The following is a 15870-nucleotide window of genomic DNA, read 5'->3' as shown; positions in this document are numbered from 1 at the left end:
TCTTTTGCGGCCTCAGCCTTCCTCGGACACCACGGATGCTACCCGCTGCCAGAAATCGGCATCCGGCGCGGCGATGATGTCGGAGAAATAATCGGTCGGGTTATAGTCGCGGCCATCCAGCGCAGCGTTGACGCCGCCTGCTTCAGCATGGGCAAGCAGACCGGCCGCATGATCCCACGGCGTCAGCTGGCGCGTGACCAGCACATCGACCTTGCCGCTGATGAGATCGAGATAGACGGAGACGGCGCTTCCGACGGAGCGCAGCTTGACCCAGCCGTCAAACCCCTCTTTCCAGACCGTACGTGTGGCTGGCGCCACCCGGCTGACGGTGACAGCGGCAATCGCGCCGCCGTCGCGCCGGCGAGCAAGCGTACCGTCAAGGCGCATCGGGCTGCCATTCAGCTCACAGCCGCTGCCGCGGACCGCGATGCCGGTGCGCCCGGTGATCTGCTCCAGAAGCCACGCGCCTTCGGTGCGCCCGTTATTGACCAGCGCCACCAGCGTTCCGAAGCTGCCCTTGCCAGAGACGAAATTGGCCGTGCCGTCCACCGGGTCGACAACCCAGACCGGCATATTGGACTGCGCGAGACGCTTCAGCACCGTGGCGTCCTTGGCCACCGCCTCCTCACCCACCACGGCCGAGCCCGGCAGCAGTTCCGGCAGCAACCGGGAGAGCGCGACTTCTGCCTGCTCGTCGGCGACCGACACCAGATCGCCCGGCCCCTTCTCCCTTACCTCGTCGCTGGCAAGGTTATGATAACGCGGCAGGATCTCCTCATCGGCCACCTTCTGGATCAGGGCGGCAACACGGTGAGGATCGGGCACGGCAAAAGACATCAGGCGGCAGAGCTCCCCGCTCCGGCTTCGGGTTTACGGATAAAACCGGGATACCGTTCGGCAAAACGGGCAAGGTCAGCTTCGTTGAGGCCGACCTTCAGATGAACGGTGCCATCCTCGTCATCTTCGCGCTCAAGCACGTCACCCTTGCGATAGAGGAGCGCCAGCGCGGCGCCTTCGCTTGCCGGCATGTCGATGGCAACGATGATGTTCGCCGAGGTCATGCGCGCATCGATGCAGGCGACAAGCCGCTCGATCCCCTCGCCCGTCAGCGCCGACAGGCCGACACGCTGCGTGCCGGACCGGCTGGCATCTTCCAGCAGCACCGCGCGGTGCGCCGGATCGACAAGATCGATCTTGTTCAAAACCTCGACAAGGCGCGGATCGGCGCTGTCGATGCCCATATCGGCCATCACCGCCAGCACGTCGGCCTTCTGCGCTTCCGTATCCGGATGGGCGGCATCGCGCACATGCAGGATGATGTCGGCGGCATCCACCTCTTCCAGCGTAGCGCGGAAGGCGGCGACCAGATGCGTCGGCAGGTCGGAGATAAAACCGACCGTGTCGGAGCAGATGATGCGCCGGCCGGACGGCAGGTCGATGCCGCGCATGGTCGGGTCGAGCGTGGCGAACAGCAGGTTCTCGGCGAAGACAGACGCCTGCGCCAGCCGGTTGAACAGCGTGGACTTGCCGGCGTTGGTGTAGCCGACGACCGCAACAACCGGATACGGGATCTTCTGCCGGGCCTTGCGATGCAGGGCACGGGTACGGCGCACCTCCTCAAGATCGCGCTTGAGGCGGGTCAGCCGCTCGTCGATCAGGCGGCGGTCGATTTCAATCTGCGATTCACCCGGGCCGCCGGTAAAGCCAAAACCGCCGCGCTGACGCTCAAGGTGGGTCCAGGAGCGCACAAGGCGCGAGCGCTGGAAACTGAGCGAGGCCAGTTCCACCTGCAGCTTGCCTTCGGCCGTGCGGGCGCGTTCGCCGAAAATCTCGAGGATCAGCTGCGTCCGGTCGATGACCTTGACGCCCATTTCCTTTTCGAGATTGCGGTGCTGAACCGGCGAGAGCGCGCAGTCGAAGATGACGAGCTCGGCTTCATGCGCTTCCACCTCGCCCTTCAGCGTCTCCAGCGTGCCGCCACCGATCAGGGTCGCCGGCGCCACGCGATTGACCTTCACGCAGGCGGAATAGACCACATCAAGCGAGATAGCGGCGGCAAGGCCCACCGCTTCCTCAAGACGCGTCTCCGGGGTTCGGGCAGTTCCCTGCCCGAACATCACCGGATGGATGACGATGGCCGCTCCGGAACTGCCGGTCGCGACCTTCTCCTCGGCCATTTTAATTGTCGTCGTCCTTCTCACCGTCGAACAGCTGCACGGGGTGCGCCGGCATGACGGTGGAAATGGCATGTTTGTAGACAAGCTGCGAGTGCGCATCACGGCGCAGCAGGATGCAGTAATTGTCAAACCAGGTGATGATGCCCTGCAGCTTCACGCCGTTGACCAGGAACACCGTCACCGGGGCCTTGGCCTTGCGCACGCCGTTGAGGAACACATCTTGGAGGTTTTGTATTTTTTCAGACATTTTATGTCCTCCGTTATTGTTGGTTGCCGGAAAAACTCCGAGGCAACATAGCGTTACCGACGCATTTCAATATTGGCCCATCGGCCGGCCCCGCACAACGCACCCGCACGCATAGCTCAGCCGCCTCTAGAGAATAGCGGCCAACAAGGCGATGATTTGTTCACACTGAGAAAGCTGGATTGCGGGCGGCCATTTTTCAAGCACCGCCGCCGGTAAAGCACTCTCGCGCAGCAAGATCGGCGTTGCGCCGGCCGCATGCGCGCAGACGAGATCGATATCGGTATCGCCGACAAGCCAGATTTCGCGGCTGTCCTCAATCTCCCCCAGAAGCCCCAGCCGCTCGATGGCAAGTGCCACGCCTTCCGCCGACGGTTTGGCGCGCACGCCGCTATCAACGCCGACAACACCGGCCAGAAACGGCGAAAGCCCCAGCGCTTCCGCCTCACCGGCCACCTCCGCCACCCGGCGGTTGCACAGGATGGCCACGGGAATGGCACTCGCGGTCAGCAGACCCAGGACATCCAGCGCGCCGGCAACGGCCTCAAGGCGCGGCTCGGGTTCGGCCGCAAAGGCGCGGGTGAAGGACTGCCGGGCGAGAAGCCCCGCTTCCTTGTCGAGGCCAGCAAGCGGGTCCTCACCACCCTGCCCCATGGCCGCCGCCACGATCGCCTGTGTCACCGGACTGCGTCCGACGGCGACCAGCGCAGCATTGACGGCGCGCGCCAGCGCCGGCCAGGGCGTGACCAGGGTATTGTCCCAGTCAAAGAGTACGAGCTTCGGCCGAGGCAGCAGTTCGGTCACTGTCAGACCGGCCTGCGGCGCGTCTGCTCATCCGCCATCTCAAGATAGATTTCCCTGAGACGCGGCGCGACCGGTCCCGGCGAGCCGGTGCCGACCGGCCTCCCGTCGATGCGGACGATCGGCACCACGAAGGCGCCGGCCGATGTCATCATCGCCTCGGCTGCATTGTAGGCCTCAGCCGGCGTAAAGGCTTTTTCTTCAATCTTAATGCCGGTTTCCTTCGCAAGCCGGATGATCGACTGACGCGTAATGCCGGCCAGAATGCCGCTGCCCTCCCTGGCCGGGCGGGTGCGGATGACACCGTCATGCGTCACGATCCACGCGTTGGAAGAGGTGCCCTCGGTGACGAAACCTTTGTCATCGACCATCCAGCCTTCAAAAGCCCCCTCTTCCGCCGCCTGCTGCTTGCCAAGCGCCTGAGGAAGCAGGGCTATGCTCTTGATATCCGGCCGCTTCCAGCGGATATCCGGCATCGTCACCACGCTAACGCCGCTGCGGGCGGCTGCTGAGCTGCGCAGCTTGCGTTCCTGGGTGAACATGAAGAGGCTGGGCACGGCGGCTTCGGGGAATTTGAAGTCACGTGGCGCGGCACCGCGCGTTACCTGCAGATAGATCAGCCCTTCCTTCGTGCGGTTACGGCGGATCAGTTCATGCTGCACTTGAAGCAGCGCCCGCTCGCTCATCGGCCAGTCGATCTGCAATTCGCCGAGCGAACGGTCGAGACGGGCCAGATGCAGGTCATTGTCGACCATGCGCCCGTTGAGAATGGCGCTTACTTCATAAACACCATCAGCAAACAGAAAGCCGCGGTCAAAAGCGGAAACCTCGGCATCGCGCTCGCGCACATAATGCCCGTTCACATAGGCAAAACGACCCATTACACCCTCAGGGGAAAGGCTGATGTGACTTATCAGCTTCTTTAGATAAAGAATTCAATTCTAACGGAGAAAAGCTTCTCAACCTTCTTGATCGCCGTCGGCAGGGCCAGCATCACCACGCTGTCGCCGGCACGAATTTCCGTCGAAGGCCGCGGGATAATCACCTCATCATCCCGCACAATTGCGCCGATCTTGCTGTCCTTCGGCAGGTTGAGCGTACCGATCGGCCGGTTGATAAGCTCCGTCGTCTCCAGGGCTTCAGCCTCGATGATCTCGGCGCCGCCATCGCGCAGGCTGTGCACCGCCTTGATACGGCCGCGGCGGACATGCTGGAGAATACGCGACACGGTGATCGAACGCGGGCTTACCACGGCATCGAGGCCGATGCCCGTGGAAAGGCCGGCAAAACCGCCCTTGTTGGTCAGCACGACCGCCCGCCTTGCACCGGAGCGCTTGGCAAGCAGGCCACCGAGGATGTTGGTTTCGTCATTGTTGGTTACGGCGACAAAAAGGTCGCTCGCCGCCACATTGGCTTCCTCGAACACCGCTTCATCAAGGCCATCGCCCAGCAGCACGATGGCGCGCTCGACCTTCTGCGCCAGCAGCTGCGCGCGTGCCCTGTCCGCCTCGATGATGCGGATGTTGGCGCGGGGATAGCGCTTTTCCACCTCGCGGGTCAGGAAGTAACCCACATTGCCGCCGCCGAGAACGACGACGCGCTTGGCCTGCGGCTCTTCATACCCGAAGGCCGACATGGCGCGGGCCAGATGCTTGGTCGCCACGGCAAAATAGACTTCATCGTCCGGCACCATCTGCTCGTCCGCTGTCGGCACGAACATGCGGTCACCGCGCACCATCGCCACGATCTCGATATCGAGGTCAGGAAACAGCGCCGTCAGCTGCCGCAGCGGCGTGTGCAGCAGCGGGCAGTTTTCGGTGCAGAGCACCCCCACCACCTTCACAAGGTCATTGTGGAGGGAAATGACGTCGAGGGCGCCGGGCACCTCCATGCGGCGGGCGATGGAGGCGGCCACTTCCATCTCCGGGGAGATGATGTGATCGATGGGGATACGCTCGCGCGAGAACAGGCGCGACCACAGCGGCGACAGATAGGCTTGGTTGCGGATGCGGGCGATCTTGAGCGGCACTTCAAACAGCGTGTGCGCCACCTGGCAGGCCATCATGTTGACCTCGTCACTCTGGGTGACGGCGATCAGCATGTCGGCGCCATCGGCTTCCGCCTGCTCCAGCACATCAGGCTGGGACCCGAAGCCCCGGATAGCCCTCACTTCCAGGCTATCGTTGATCTTCTGGATGAGCTCGGCCGACTGGTCGATGATGGTCACATCGTTGTCTTCGGCGGCAAGCTGCCGGGCGATGTTGTAACCGACCTGCCCGGCCCCGCAGATGATGACCTTCATGATACCCCTCGACACGGATTTCGTCTTGGCGAGCGCCCGCCTGATGCGGGCGCGGCTTCAGCGGGTGCCCGTTGTTATTCTTCCTGCTCAGCCGGCGCGCGCAAACCGCCCCGGTCGGCCCCGCCATGCACGCCAAGCGATTTCAGCTTGCGGTGCAGGGCCGAGCGTTCCATGCCGACGAAAGCCGCGGTGCGCGAAATGTTGCCGCCGAAGCGGGTAACCTGCGCCAGCAGATATTCCCGCTCAAAGAGCTCGCGCGCCTCGCGCAGCGGCAACCCCATGATCTCGCCGCCCTTTTCCCACTGCAGCACAGCGGGAGTGATGGCGCCGATTTCCGGCGGCAGCATGTCGGCGCGCAGCGGCCCTTCATGCTCAGCCGGCGTCATGATGAGCAACCAGTCCACCACGTTGCGCAGCTGGCGCACATTGCCCGGCCAGGTATAGGCCTGCAGCGCCGCCAGCGCGTCCTCACCAAACTCACGCGGCTGGATGCCGGAAATTTGCGCGGCGCGCGTCATGAAGCTGCGCGCCAGCATCGGAATGTCGTCCCGGCGGTCGGTCAGGCGCGGTACCGCAATCGGCACCACGGCCAGGCGATAATAGAAATCCTGACGGAAACGGCCGTCGGCAATCGCCAGCAGCAGATCCTGGCTGGTCGTCGCCAGCACGCGCACATCCACCTTGATGCGCGCCGTGCCGCCCACGCGGCTGAAATTCTGCTCCTGCAGCACGCGCACGATCTTGCTCTGGGTTTCCAGCGGCATGTCGCCGACTTCATCCAGCAGCAGGGTGCCGCCATGGGCGCGCTCGAAAGTGCCAACCTTGCCCGGTCCGCCATCCTCGGCGGTTTCCTGGCCGAAGAGTTCGATCTCCAGCCGGTCGGGATTAAGCGCGGCACAATTGAGGACGACGAACGGCCCCTCGACCCGGCGCGAGCGGGTGTGGATCATGCGGGCAACCACTTCCTTGCCCACGCCGGCCTCGCCGGTGATCAGCACGCGGCTGCCGGTCGGCGCCACCTTGTCCACCTGCTGGCGCACCTGCTGGATACCGGCGGACTTGCCGGTCAGCTCGTCATCCGTACCGGCGCGCAGCTTGAGCTCGGCATTCTCGCGGCGAAGCCGCGCAGCCTCGATGGCGCGCTCGACCATCAGCAGCAGCCGGTCGGACTTGAACGGCTTTTCGATGAAGTCGTAAGCCCCGCGCTGGATGGCAGAGACGGCAGTCTCGATGGTGCCGTGGCCACTGATCATCACCACCGGCAGGCCGGGATAAAGGCGCTGGATTTCATCCAGGATGCCAAGCCCGTCAAGCCGGCTGCCGATCAGCCAGATATCGAGAATGACCATCGCCGGCACGCGTGTGCGCAGCGCCTCCAGCGCCTGGTCGGCATCGCCGGCCTGCCGCGTGGAATAGCCTTCGTCGTCGAGAATCCCCGATATGAGAGAGCGAATGTCCGCCTCATCGTCGACGATGAGAATGTCATGCGACATTGTTGGCACTCTTTCCTTCTTCGTGACGAACGGACCTGGCCCGCACTGCCCTGTCCGGGTTGAGCGGCAACACCAGACTGACGCTTGCGCCTCCCCCAGGCGCATCATCCAGCGTCAATTCGCCGCCGTGATCTTCCATGATCTTTTTGACGATTGCCAGCCCCAGTCCTGTGCCCTTGGTGCGGGTGGTGACATAGGGTTCTACCAGCATGTGCCGGTCATCCTTGGGCAGGCCGCGGCCATTGTCCGACACCCGCACAAAAGCCATTCCGCCGGTCTCTCCCAGCACCACGCGAATACGGGCGGCATGGCCTTCCGGCATGGTTTCGAACGCATCCACCGCATTTTGCAGCAGGTTGGTGAGGGCCTGGCTGATCTGCTGCTCGTCGCACAGAACCGGCAGCTCCCGCTCCGGCATGTCGACCGTCAGCTCCACATGCTCGGGCCGGGCGTGGGAGTGCAGGTGCAGCGGCCCCTCGCACACAGCGCGCAGGTCCCGCGCCACCAGTTGGGGCAGCGGCATGCGCGCGAAGGAGGAGAATTCGTCCACCATGCGCCGCATGTCATCCACCTGCCGCACGATGGTGTCGATGCATTGGGAGAAGATTTCCGGCTTTTCGGAAATCTGGACCAGATATTTGCGTTTCAGCCGCTCGGCAGCGAGCTGGATCGGCGTCAGCGGGTTCTTGATTTCATGCGCGATACGGCGCGCCACATCGGCCCAGGCCGCCTTGCGCTGGGCGGACATCAGCTCGGTAATGTCGTCAAAGGTCACCACGAAGGCACTCTCGCCGGCCCCGGCTTCAGCCTCATGCACCACACGAACATGCAGGATACGGCTGTGCCCGTCGCGCTTGAGGTCCACCTGCGCCAGCGCGGCACGTCCGGGGCGCGAGGCTGCCTTTTGCAGCGCATCCGCCATCTCCGGCGCAACTTCCACCAGCAGCCGGCCGGAGAGCTCTTCCATCGGCACGCCCAGCAGCCCTGCTGCCGACGGGTTGGGCAGGTCGATACGGCCGGAGGCATCAAGGCCAAGCACACCGGCTGAAACGCCGGTCAGCACCGCCTCGGTAAAATGCCGGCGCAGATCGAGCTGCCGGTTGGCGGCTATGAGGTCATTACGCTGGGTTTCGATCTGCGCGGTCATGCGGTTGAAGGACCGGCCTAGATTGCCGATCTCGTCCGACGGATCGCCGACACTGACGCGGACATTGAAGTCGCCCGCCCTCACCCGCTCCGCCGCCGCGATCAGCCGCCCGAGCGGGCGCGACAGCCGCTCGGCGACCACAAGGCCGGACCAGATGGCGGCGAAGAGGATGAGCATCGCCACCAGCGAGAACATCAGCGTCAGGGTGATCTGCAGGTCGGCCCGGCGCCCTTCCAGCGCCTTGTAGGCATTGACCGCCGTTTCCGTGCGCTCCAGCGCCGCGATCACCTTCGGCTCCACCATGCGGCCGACAAAAAGGTAGGTATCGATATAGCTGTCGAGTTTGACGAGGGCACGCACCCGGTCGTCGCTCTCGCTGCGCACCAGCACCACTTCACCATTGCCGGCACGCTCCAGCATGTCGTCTGTGACGGGCTCGAACTCCAGCGAGAAGGCAAGAGCCGAGCGGGCCAGCACGCGCCCGCTGCCATCGAATACCATTGCCTCCGGCAGGCCGCGGGCAGAAGCCACCACGCGCACGAACTGCTCCAGCGCCTGGGGGTTACGCAGCAGCTTGCCGGCCTCACGGTTCAGGTCGCCGGCCATGGCAAGTGCATCGGCCCGGATCGCTTGCTGGTGCTCGTCAAGATAGGCCTTGGCGACCGCCAGGGACTCATCCACCACCGTGCGCACACGCTGGCTGAACCAGGCATCGACGCCATAGTTGAAGAAGAGTGCCGAAAAGAGCGCGACCGTAATGGCCGGCACAATGGCCAGTGCCGCGAAGATGGCGACCAGCCGCACATGCAGGCGCGAGCCCGCTGCGCCGCGCCGGCGCCTGAGAACAAGGCTGACCACCTGCCGCGCCACGACGGCGCCGAGCAGCAGCAGCAAAACGAGATCGGTGTTGAGCAGCCAGAAGAGCGTATCGGCACCGCCGGCCAGCAGCGGGCTTTCGGTCAGCGCCAGATAGGTCGCTATACCGCAGCCGACTGCGGCGACCACAAGCAGCTGGGCAAGCCGGCGACTGACACCAAATTCGTCAGCACGCCGCATCAGCAGCCGGAGGCGGCGAAGCAGCGCGCTACGTGTCTCGTCTGAGCTCAATTCGGCGTCACTCATGCCGACTGTTTACCGTGCGCCACACCCTGTGTCGAGAGCGCAACAGGTAACCGGCGTCATTGTGTTAACATTGCATTAAGCACTGCTCGCTTCGCGCGAAAAAACAAGGGCGCTGAAACCCTTACGGCCAGCGCCCCTGCTTCTGTTTTCACTCCCGGCCGATGCCGGAACCCGTTCACTTGGGGCTGCGCACCACCTGAACATCCAGCTCGCGGATCTTCTTGCGCAGCGTATTGCGGTTAAGCCCCAGCAGTTCGGACGCCTTGATCTGGTTGCCCCGCGTGGCACTCAGCGTCAGCGCCAGCAGCGGCCGCTCGACCTCCTTGAGGATGCGGTCATAGAGACCGCGCGCCGGCAGCCCGTCCTTGTGGGCGGCAAAATATTCGCGCAGATGCCGCTCGACCGCCTGCCCCAGCCCCTCGGAACGTTCTTCCTCGGGGGCTGCGACCGGAGACGGCGTTTCGGCAAGTTCCGCCTCGATCACATCGACCGAGATGACTTCCTGGCTGTAGAGCGCGGCCAGACGGCGCACGAGATTTTCCAGCTCGCGCACATTGCCCGGCCACCGATAGGCCTCCAGCCGCTCCATCGCGGCGGTATCGAGCGTCTTGTTCGGCAGGCCTTCCTTGGCTGCCGTCGACAGGAAATGCCGGATCAGCGAGGGAATATCCTCGGTGCGCTCGCGCAGTGGCGGCAGGCGGATCGGCACGACATTCAGGCGATAAAAAAGGTCTTCGCGGAAGGTGCCCTGACGGATCAGCTGACGCAGATCACGGTGGGTTGCCGCCACGATGCGGACATCCGCCTTGACGGCAGTGCGCCCGCCGACGGTGGTGTACTCGCCTTCCTGCAGCACGCGCAGAAGACGGGTCTGCGCCTCCAGCGGCATGTCGCCGATTTCGTCAAGAAAGAGCGTGCCGCCCTGCGCCTGCTCAAAACGGCCGGTCGAGCGGGTGGTCGCGCCGGTAAAGGCGCCCTTCTCATGGCCGAAAAGCTCGGATTCAATCAGCTCGCGCGGAATGGCCGCCATGTTGATGGCGACAAACGGCCCGTGCCGGCGCTTGCCATAGTCGTGCAGGGCGCGCGCCACCAGTTCCTTGCCGGTGCCGGACTCGCCGGTGATCATCACCGTCAGGTCCGTGCCCATCAGGCGGGCCAGCACGCGGTAGATTTCCTGCATTGCCGGCGAGCGGCCGATCAGCGGCAGCTGTTCTTCCTGCGCCGCTTCATGCTCGGGCATCTCGGCCGGACGGTTGGGCGTGCTGAGCGCCCGGCTCACCACACTCGTCAGGTCCTTGATGTCGAAGGGCTTGGGCATGTACTCGAACGCGCCGCGCTCGGCCGCCCGTACGGCGGTCAGCAGCGTGTTCTGGGCACTCATCACCACGATGCGCAGATCCGGGCGGATCTTGCGGATGCGCGGCACCAGATCGAGCCCGTTTTCATCCGGCATGATCACATCGGTAATCACGAGATCGCCCACGCCGTCGGACACCCAGCGCCAGAGCGTCGCTGCGTTCCCCGTCGTGCGGACCTCATAGCCAAGCCGCCCCAGGGCCTGGCTTAACACCGTACGGATGGCACGATCGTCATCGGCCACCAGAATTGTCGAACTCGGCATTTATCTCATCTACCCGTTCATGCCCCCGGCCTGCCCCTCCCCCGAAGGGTCAGCCGCCATCGGCAGATATACCCTGAATACAGTTTTACGCGGACGGCTGGTGAAATCGATGACACCGCCGTGGTCGCCCACGACTTTGGCCACCATTGCAAGACCCAGACCGTTACCGTTGCGCTTGGTGGTGACGAAGGCATCGAACAGATGTTCGCCCATATCTTCGGGAATGCCGGCGCCATTATCCTTGATGCTGACCATCAGCGGCAGGTGCGTACGGGAGGAAGCGCCAGCCACGGCGAGCTTCACACCATGCTGGTAAGCCGTTGAAAGCACGATCTCGCCGCCCTGCTCCGGCACGGCCTCTGCCGCATTTTTCACCAGATTCAGAAAAACCTGCACAAGAAGATCGCGGTTTCCATACACGGCCGGCAGCGAGGGGTCGTACTCCTCGACAAAGCGGACATGCCGGGCAAAGCCGTTCTGCGCTATCATACGCACATGCTCGAGCACGGCATGGATATTGACCGGATTGCGGTCGATCGGCCGGCTGTCGGAGAACACCTCCATCCGGTCGATGAGCGCGATGATGCGATCGGTCTCGTCGGTGATGAGGCGCGTCAGCACCCGGTCCTGGTCCGGCACCGTCTGCTCCAGCAACTGCGACGCGCCGCGGATGCCGGACAGCGGGTTCTTGACCTCGTGCATCAGCATGGCGGCCATCGCCGTCACGGAGCGCGCGGCATTGCGGTGCGTCAGCTGGTTGTCGATCTTGCGCGCCATGGATTGCGGATGCAGCGTCAGCACCGTCCAGTCGGGATGATCGGACATCGGGGCGATCTGCACATCGACGATGCGGTGGCTGATGCGTGGCGTCTCGATATTGACGCCATATTCGGCAACCCAGTTGCCCGCCTGCCGGGCCTGATGCACCAGCACGATGATCGGATTATCCGCCGGCACCACCTGGTCGAGCGCGCTGCCCACCAGCTTGGCCGCGCTAAGCTGGAAGAATTCCTGCGCCGCCAGATTGGTGAAGGTAATGAGGTCACTGCCATCCAGAAGAAGGGTCGGCACCGGGCTTGCCTGAAGGATGGAAGCGGCATCCGGCAGTTTCGCCGCGCCGCGCTTGCGCGCCAAAAGACTCATGCTGCCAAACGCTCCCCGGCAACATCAAAGAAGCGCATGATTGCGCGCCTGACTTCGGCCGGCTCTTCAAGATGAGTGAATTCATTTCGGACCGCTGCAGCACCGTCCTGCCCGGTGCAGTACCAGGCCAGGTGCTTGCGGGCGATGCGGACACCCTTGTAGGTGCCGTAGAAGGAAAGCATCGCTTCATAATGCTCGAGCACGATGTCCCGCCTGGCAGCGGCATCGGGCTCAGCCATCGGCGTGCGGCCGGCCAACTCGTCCATGATCTGGCGCAGCGCCCAGGGCCGCCCGTAGCTGCCGCGGCCTACCATCACCCCGTCAGCGCCGGAAGCGGCCAGCGCCTTGCGGGCAGCGGCAGCATCCACGACATCACCATTGACGATGACCGGCACGGAAACCGCTTGCTTGACAGCGCGCACCGCATCCCAGTCGGCGGTGCCGTTATAGAACTGGTTGCGGGTGCGGCCATGGATAGTGACCGCCTGAACGCCGCACTCTTCGGCCATTCTGGCAAGACGCGGCGCGTTGAGGCAGTCGGTATCCCAGCCAAGGCGCATCTTCACCGTCACCGGCAGCTTCACCGCCTTGACCACCGCTTCCATGATGGCGCCCGCCAGCGGCTCGTCACGCATCAGGGCGGAGCCGCAGGCCTTGTTGGTGATCTTCTTGGCCGGGCAGCCGAAATTGATATCGATGATCGCCGCGCCGCGGCCTTCGTTCAGCTTTGCTGCCTCGGCCATGATGTCCGGCTCCGCACCGGCGAGCTGTACCGACATCGGTGCTTCTTCGGCACAGTTGGTCGTCATCTTCAGGGTTTCGGAGTGCTGGCGCACCATTTCGCGGCTGGCGATCATCTCCGATACCACCAGCCCGGCCCCGAAGCGCTTGACCAGACGCCGGTACGGCAAGTCGCTGACGCCCGACATCGGCGCCAGCACAACCGGCTCCTCAATCAGCGTCGCGCCAATGCGCAAAGGCGTCCAGGCAGTGCCCATATTTTATGCAAACCTTCCACAAAAAGCCGGCAGCAGCCTATCATTGTTGCAGAATGATGCAAGACTGATCATTTGCTACCATAGCGATCAAAGTCAGCCCGTTTTTAGGGCAGAACCCGGCTTCGCCAAGCCTACGCAAGCACCTGCCCGCATGCTAAGACAGCCGCCATCCATAATTCCGCATACCGGAATCCGACCCCACGCCCTGCAAGCCCAGAGATCGATACGAGTGACGTCAACATCGACCCCAAGCACCCGCACCGTTGCGCTGCTGGTTGCCGCCGGCAGTGCGGCCCGTTTCGGCGGTCCGCTGCCCAAGCAGTACCTGCCCCTGCTCGGAGAGCCGGTGCTCAGGCGCTCGGCAGCTGTATTCTGCGCCCATCCGGCCATTGATGAGGTGCGCATCGTCATCAACCCGGCCATGAGCGAGCCTTATCACCGGGCCGTGGCCGGCCTGCCCGTGGGCGCTCCCGTTGCAGGTGGCGCCGAGCGGCAGCAGTCCGTCCTGCTCGGCCTTGAAGCGCTGGCTGCGGAGAGTGTGCCGCCACAGCGCGTTCTGGTGCATGACGCTGCCCGCCCCCTGTTGCCGCCGGAGGTTATCGACCGGTTGCTGGCGGCCCTTGAAACCGCCCCGGGTGCTATTGCAGCCCTGCCCATCGTCGATACGCTGTGGCGGGCCGAAGGTGGCCCGAGCTGCGGCGCGCTGGTTGACCGTAACGGCCTGTGGCGGGCACAAACACCGCAGGCCTTCGATTTTGCCCGGCTGCTCGCTGCCCACCGCGCGGCTGCCGGACAGAACCTTACCGATGATGCTGCAGTCCTGCGGGCCGGAGGAGAAGACGTGACTTTGGTGCCCGGCGACGAAGCCGCCTTCAAGATCACCACCGAAAGCGACCTTGCGCGTGCCGAAGCCCTGCTGCTTGCCCGCCTGCCCGATATCCGCATGGGGACCGGCTTTGACGTTCACCGTTTCGGCCCGGGCGATCACGTCGTCCTGTGCGGCATCAAGGTTCCGCATGAGCAGGGGCTGATGGGCCACAGCGATGCCGATGTCGGCCTGCATGCGCTGGCGGACGCCATTTATGGCGCGCTCGGCGATGGCGATATCGGCGCCCATTTCCCGCCCTCGGACATGAAGTGGCGCGGCGCGGATTCCGCCCAGTTCCTTGAACATGCTGTGACGCTGGTACGGCAGCGCGGCGGCATCGTCGCCCATCTCGATGTCACCATCATGGGCGAACAGCCCAAGGTCGGCCCGCATCGCGATGCCATGCGCAAGCGCATCGCTGACATTGCCGGTATCGATATCGGCCGGGTCGGCGTCAAGGCGACGACGACGGAGAAGCTTGGCTTCACCGGCCGGCGCGAAGGGCTGGCGGCGCAGGCCGCAGCAACCATTCGTCTGCCGCTTTGAGCCGCATACAAGGACCGGATTTGATGCCTCAGGAACAGAACGGCGCAGGGCGCAAGGGCTTCATCCGGCCAACACCGGACGGTATCCGTTTTCTGGAGCCGGCGACGCTGATCGCCACCTGGGGCGGCAGTGGCCTGCTGCGCCCTGCCCCCGGCACCTGGGGATCACTGGCGGCCCTGCCCTTCGGCTATGCCCTGATGAGCCTTACCGGGCCTGTCGGACTGATTGTCGGCGTCCTGCTCAGCTTCATCATCGGCATCTGGGCTGCCGGCTCGCTCGAGCGGCGCACCGGCGACAAGGATGGCGGCTATATCGTCATCGACGAGGTGAGCGGCCAGTGGCTGGCCCTGCTGCCGGCCCTTGCATCACCCTGGCTCATCCTGCCGGCTTTCCTGTTCTTCCGCCTGTTCGATATCGCCAAACCCTGGCCGTGTTTTCAGCTGCAATCCATTGGCGGCGGGCTGGGTGTAATGATCGACGACATCGTTGCCGGCCTCTATGCCGCCCTTGCGACCGCGCTTGTTGGCTGGGCATTGCAGTCAGCAGGCCTGCTGACGCTTGATCTGACCGCACTGCTGCCCGGGAGCTGAAAAGACCATGGCCGCCCTTTTCCCCGATGACCTGATCCGGCAGGCAACCACGCTGGTGGCGCTTCTTGGCGAGCGCGGCCTCAAACTGGTAACGGCGGAATCCTGTACCGGCGGTCTTATCGCCGGCTGCCTGACCGAGCTGCCCGGTGTCTCCGCCGTATTCGAGCGCGGTTTTGTCACCTATTCCAACGAGGCGAAGAACCAGAGCATCGGCGTCGATGCTAGCCTCATTGCCGCTCACGGCGCCGTCAGCGCCGAAGTGGCCGAGGCCATGGCCGAAGGCGCTCTCGGCCATTCGCTGGCGGATGTCGCACTTTCGGTTACCGGCATTGCCGGGCCGGATGGCGGCAGCGCCGAAAAGCCGGTCGGCCTCGTCTATATCGGTTTTGCCGGCAAGGGCCGGCGTACCCGCAGCTTCCGTTTCGTCTTTGATGGTGACCGTACCACCATCCGGCTCGCCACCGCCAAAACGGCACTCGGCCTGCTGGAAAAGCGGCTGAATTCCTGACGCCATGACCAGCGAAGCCGCCGGGCATTTTGTCTATGTGCTGCTGACGGCAGATGGCCAGCTTGCCTATACCGGCTACAGCACCGACCCCGAGCGCCGGCTCGCCGAGCATAATGGCGGCCGCAAGGCTGGCGGCGCCCGTTTTACCGCCGGGCGTGGCCCCTGGCAGCTCGCCTGGATATCTGAGCCCTATGCCAGCAAGGCCGAAGCGCTCGTCGCGGAGTTGCAGCTCAAACACAACCGCGCCTTCAAGGCCCGGCTGAAAAAGGAATTTCTGGCATCGGGGCCGATTTCCGGCTTATGAAAACGG

The 15870-nt window shown here is 64.2% G+C and carries 15 protein-coding genes; 4 read left to right on the top strand and 11 right to left on the bottom strand.

Going from position 1 to position 15870, the window contains the following annotated elements; genetic code table 11:
* Positions 1 to 12 precede the first annotated feature (12 nt).
* The 11 genes from QTL98_RS10600 to dusB form a co-directional block, all read right to left on the bottom strand.
* Complete coding sequence (locus tag QTL98_RS10600) at positions 13 to 837, bottom strand: inositol monophosphatase family protein (protein WP_445678459.1); 825 nt, start codon at positions 835 to 837, stop codon at positions 13 to 15.
* Positions 837 to 2177, bottom strand: coding sequence for a GTPase HflX (gene hflX, locus QTL98_RS10595; RefSeq protein ID WP_510637474.1), 1341 nt, complete (start codon positions 2175 to 2177; stop codon positions 837 to 839). The genes QTL98_RS10600 and hflX overlap by 1 nt, the downstream gene beginning before the upstream one ends.
* A 1-nt stretch (position 2178) precedes the next feature.
* Positions 2179 to 2424, bottom strand: a complete 246-nt coding sequence (gene hfq, locus QTL98_RS10590; RefSeq protein WP_445678457.1) for an RNA chaperone Hfq — start codon at positions 2422 to 2424, stop codon at positions 2179 to 2181.
* Between the two features lie 126 nt (positions 2425 to 2550).
* Entirely contained in the window at positions 2551 to 3225 is a 675-nt protein-coding gene (locus tag QTL98_RS10585; RefSeq protein WP_445678456.1) for an HAD family hydrolase, read from the bottom strand.
* Positions 3226 to 3227: 2 nt separating this feature from the next.
* Positions 3228 to 4103, bottom strand: coding sequence for a D-amino-acid transaminase (locus QTL98_RS10580; protein WP_445678455.1), 876 nt, complete (start codon positions 4101 to 4103; stop codon positions 3228 to 3230).
* 41 nt (positions 4104 to 4144) lie between these two features.
* Positions 4145 to 5524, bottom strand: coding sequence for a Trk system potassium transporter TrkA (gene trkA / locus QTL98_RS10575; protein ID WP_510637563.1), 1380 nt, complete (start codon positions 5522 to 5524; stop codon positions 4145 to 4147).
* Between the two features lie 74 nt (positions 5525 to 5598).
* On the bottom strand, positions 5599 to 7017 hold the full coding sequence (ntrX, locus tag QTL98_RS10570; RefSeq protein WP_445678453.1) for a nitrogen assimilation response regulator NtrX: 1419 nt from the start codon (positions 7015 to 7017) through the stop codon (positions 5599 to 5601).
* Positions 7007 to 9286 (bottom strand): sensor histidine kinase NtrY-like, encoded by a 2280-nt coding sequence (locus QTL98_RS10565; protein WP_445678452.1) that lies wholly within the window; start codon positions 9284 to 9286, stop codon positions 7007 to 7009. The genes ntrX and QTL98_RS10565 overlap by 11 nt, the downstream gene beginning before the upstream one ends.
* Before the next feature lie 175 nt (positions 9287 to 9461).
* The gene (gene ntrC, locus QTL98_RS10560; protein ID WP_445678451.1) at positions 9462 to 10907 is read right to left on the bottom strand and encodes a nitrogen regulation protein NR(I); all 1446 of its coding nucleotides are present in this window, start codon (positions 10905 to 10907) and stop codon (positions 9462 to 9464) included.
* Positions 10908 to 10916: 9 nt separating this feature from the next.
* Complete coding sequence (locus QTL98_RS10555) at positions 10917 to 12050, bottom strand: two-component system sensor histidine kinase NtrB (protein WP_445678450.1); 1134 nt, start codon at positions 12048 to 12050, stop codon at positions 10917 to 10919.
* Positions 12047 to 13048, bottom strand: coding sequence for a tRNA dihydrouridine synthase DusB (gene dusB / locus QTL98_RS10550; protein WP_445678449.1), 1002 nt, complete (start codon positions 13046 to 13048; stop codon positions 12047 to 12049). The genes QTL98_RS10555 and dusB overlap by 4 nt, the downstream gene beginning before the upstream one ends.
* Positions 13049 to 13277: 229 nt before the next feature.
* Between dusB and QTL98_RS10545 the strand changes: the two genes are divergently transcribed.
* The 4 genes from QTL98_RS10545 to QTL98_RS10530 are packed head-to-tail and all read left to right on the top strand — an operon-like array spanning position 13278 to position 15864.
* Positions 13278 to 14462 (top strand): bifunctional 2-C-methyl-D-erythritol 4-phosphate cytidylyltransferase/2-C-methyl-D-erythritol 2,4-cyclodiphosphate synthase, encoded by a 1185-nt coding sequence (locus QTL98_RS10545; RefSeq protein WP_445678448.1) that lies wholly within the window; start codon positions 13278 to 13280, stop codon positions 14460 to 14462.
* Between the two features lie 23 nt (positions 14463 to 14485).
* Positions 14486 to 15052: a phosphatidylglycerophosphatase A family protein gene (locus QTL98_RS10540; RefSeq protein WP_445678447.1), complete on the top strand. Its 567-nt coding sequence runs from the start codon at positions 14486 to 14488 to the stop codon at positions 15050 to 15052.
* Positions 15053 to 15059: 7 nt separating this feature from the next.
* Entirely contained in the window at positions 15060 to 15560 is a 501-nt protein-coding gene (locus QTL98_RS10535) for a CinA family protein (protein WP_445678446.1), read from the top strand.
* Positions 15561 to 15564: 4 nt separating this feature from the next.
* A complete protein-coding gene (locus QTL98_RS10530) occupies positions 15565 to 15864 on the top strand; it encodes a GIY-YIG nuclease family protein (RefSeq protein ID WP_445678445.1) in 300 nt (99 codons plus the stop codon).
* Positions 15865 to 15870 lie beyond the last annotated feature (6 nt).

Origin of the sequence: Radicibacter daui, from assembly GCA_030657355.1 — a bacterium.
GTDB lineage: Bacteria > Pseudomonadota > Alphaproteobacteria > Radicibacterales > Radicibacteraceae > Radicibacter > Radicibacter daui.
The sequence above is the reverse complement of the archived record's forward strand: the minus strand, read 5'-3'. Positions and strand labels throughout refer to the sequence as shown.

Excerpts from the sequence above, each read along its gene's own strand:
- QTL98_RS10600 (WP_445678459.1), bottom strand. The coding sequence starts at position 837 with ATGTCTTTTGCCGTGCCCGATCCTCACCGTGTTGCCGCCCTGATCCAG.
- hflX (WP_510637474.1), bottom strand. The coding sequence starts at position 2,177 with ATGGCCGAGGAGAAGGTCGCGACCGGCAGTTCCGGAGCGGCCATCGTC.
- hfq (WP_445678457.1), bottom strand. The coding sequence starts at position 2,424 with ATGTCTGAAAAAATACAAAACCTCCAAGATGTGTTCCTCAACGGCGTG.
- QTL98_RS10580 (WP_445678455.1), bottom strand. The coding sequence starts at position 4,103 with ATGGGTCGTTTTGCCTATGTGAACGGGCATTATGTGCGCGAGCGCGAT.
- trkA (WP_510637563.1), bottom strand. The coding sequence starts at position 5,524 with ATGAAGGTCATCATCTGCGGGGCCGGGCAGGTCGGTTACAACATCGCC.
- ntrX (WP_445678453.1), bottom strand. The coding sequence starts at position 7,017 with ATGTCGCATGACATTCTCATCGTCGACGATGAGGCGGACATTCGCTCT.
- QTL98_RS10565 (WP_445678452.1), bottom strand. The coding sequence starts at position 9,286 with ATGAGTGACGCCGAATTGAGCTCAGACGAGACACGTAGCGCGCTGCTT.
- ntrC (WP_445678451.1), bottom strand. The coding sequence starts at position 10,907 with ATGCCGAGTTCGACAATTCTGGTGGCCGATGACGATCGTGCCATCCGT.
- QTL98_RS10555 (WP_445678450.1), bottom strand. The coding sequence starts at position 12,050 with ATGAGTCTTTTGGCGCGCAAGCGCGGCGCGGCGAAACTGCCGGATGCC.
- dusB (WP_445678449.1), bottom strand. The coding sequence starts at position 13,048 with ATGGGCACTGCCTGGACGCCTTTGCGCATTGGCGCGACGCTGATTGAG.
- QTL98_RS10540 (WP_445678447.1), top strand. The coding sequence starts at position 14,486 with ATGCCTCAGGAACAGAACGGCGCAGGGCGCAAGGGCTTCATCCGGCCA.
- QTL98_RS10535 (WP_445678446.1), top strand. The coding sequence starts at position 15,060 with ATGGCCGCCCTTTTCCCCGATGACCTGATCCGGCAGGCAACCACGCTG.
- QTL98_RS10530 (WP_445678445.1), top strand. The coding sequence starts at position 15,565 with ATGACCAGCGAAGCCGCCGGGCATTTTGTCTATGTGCTGCTGACGGCA.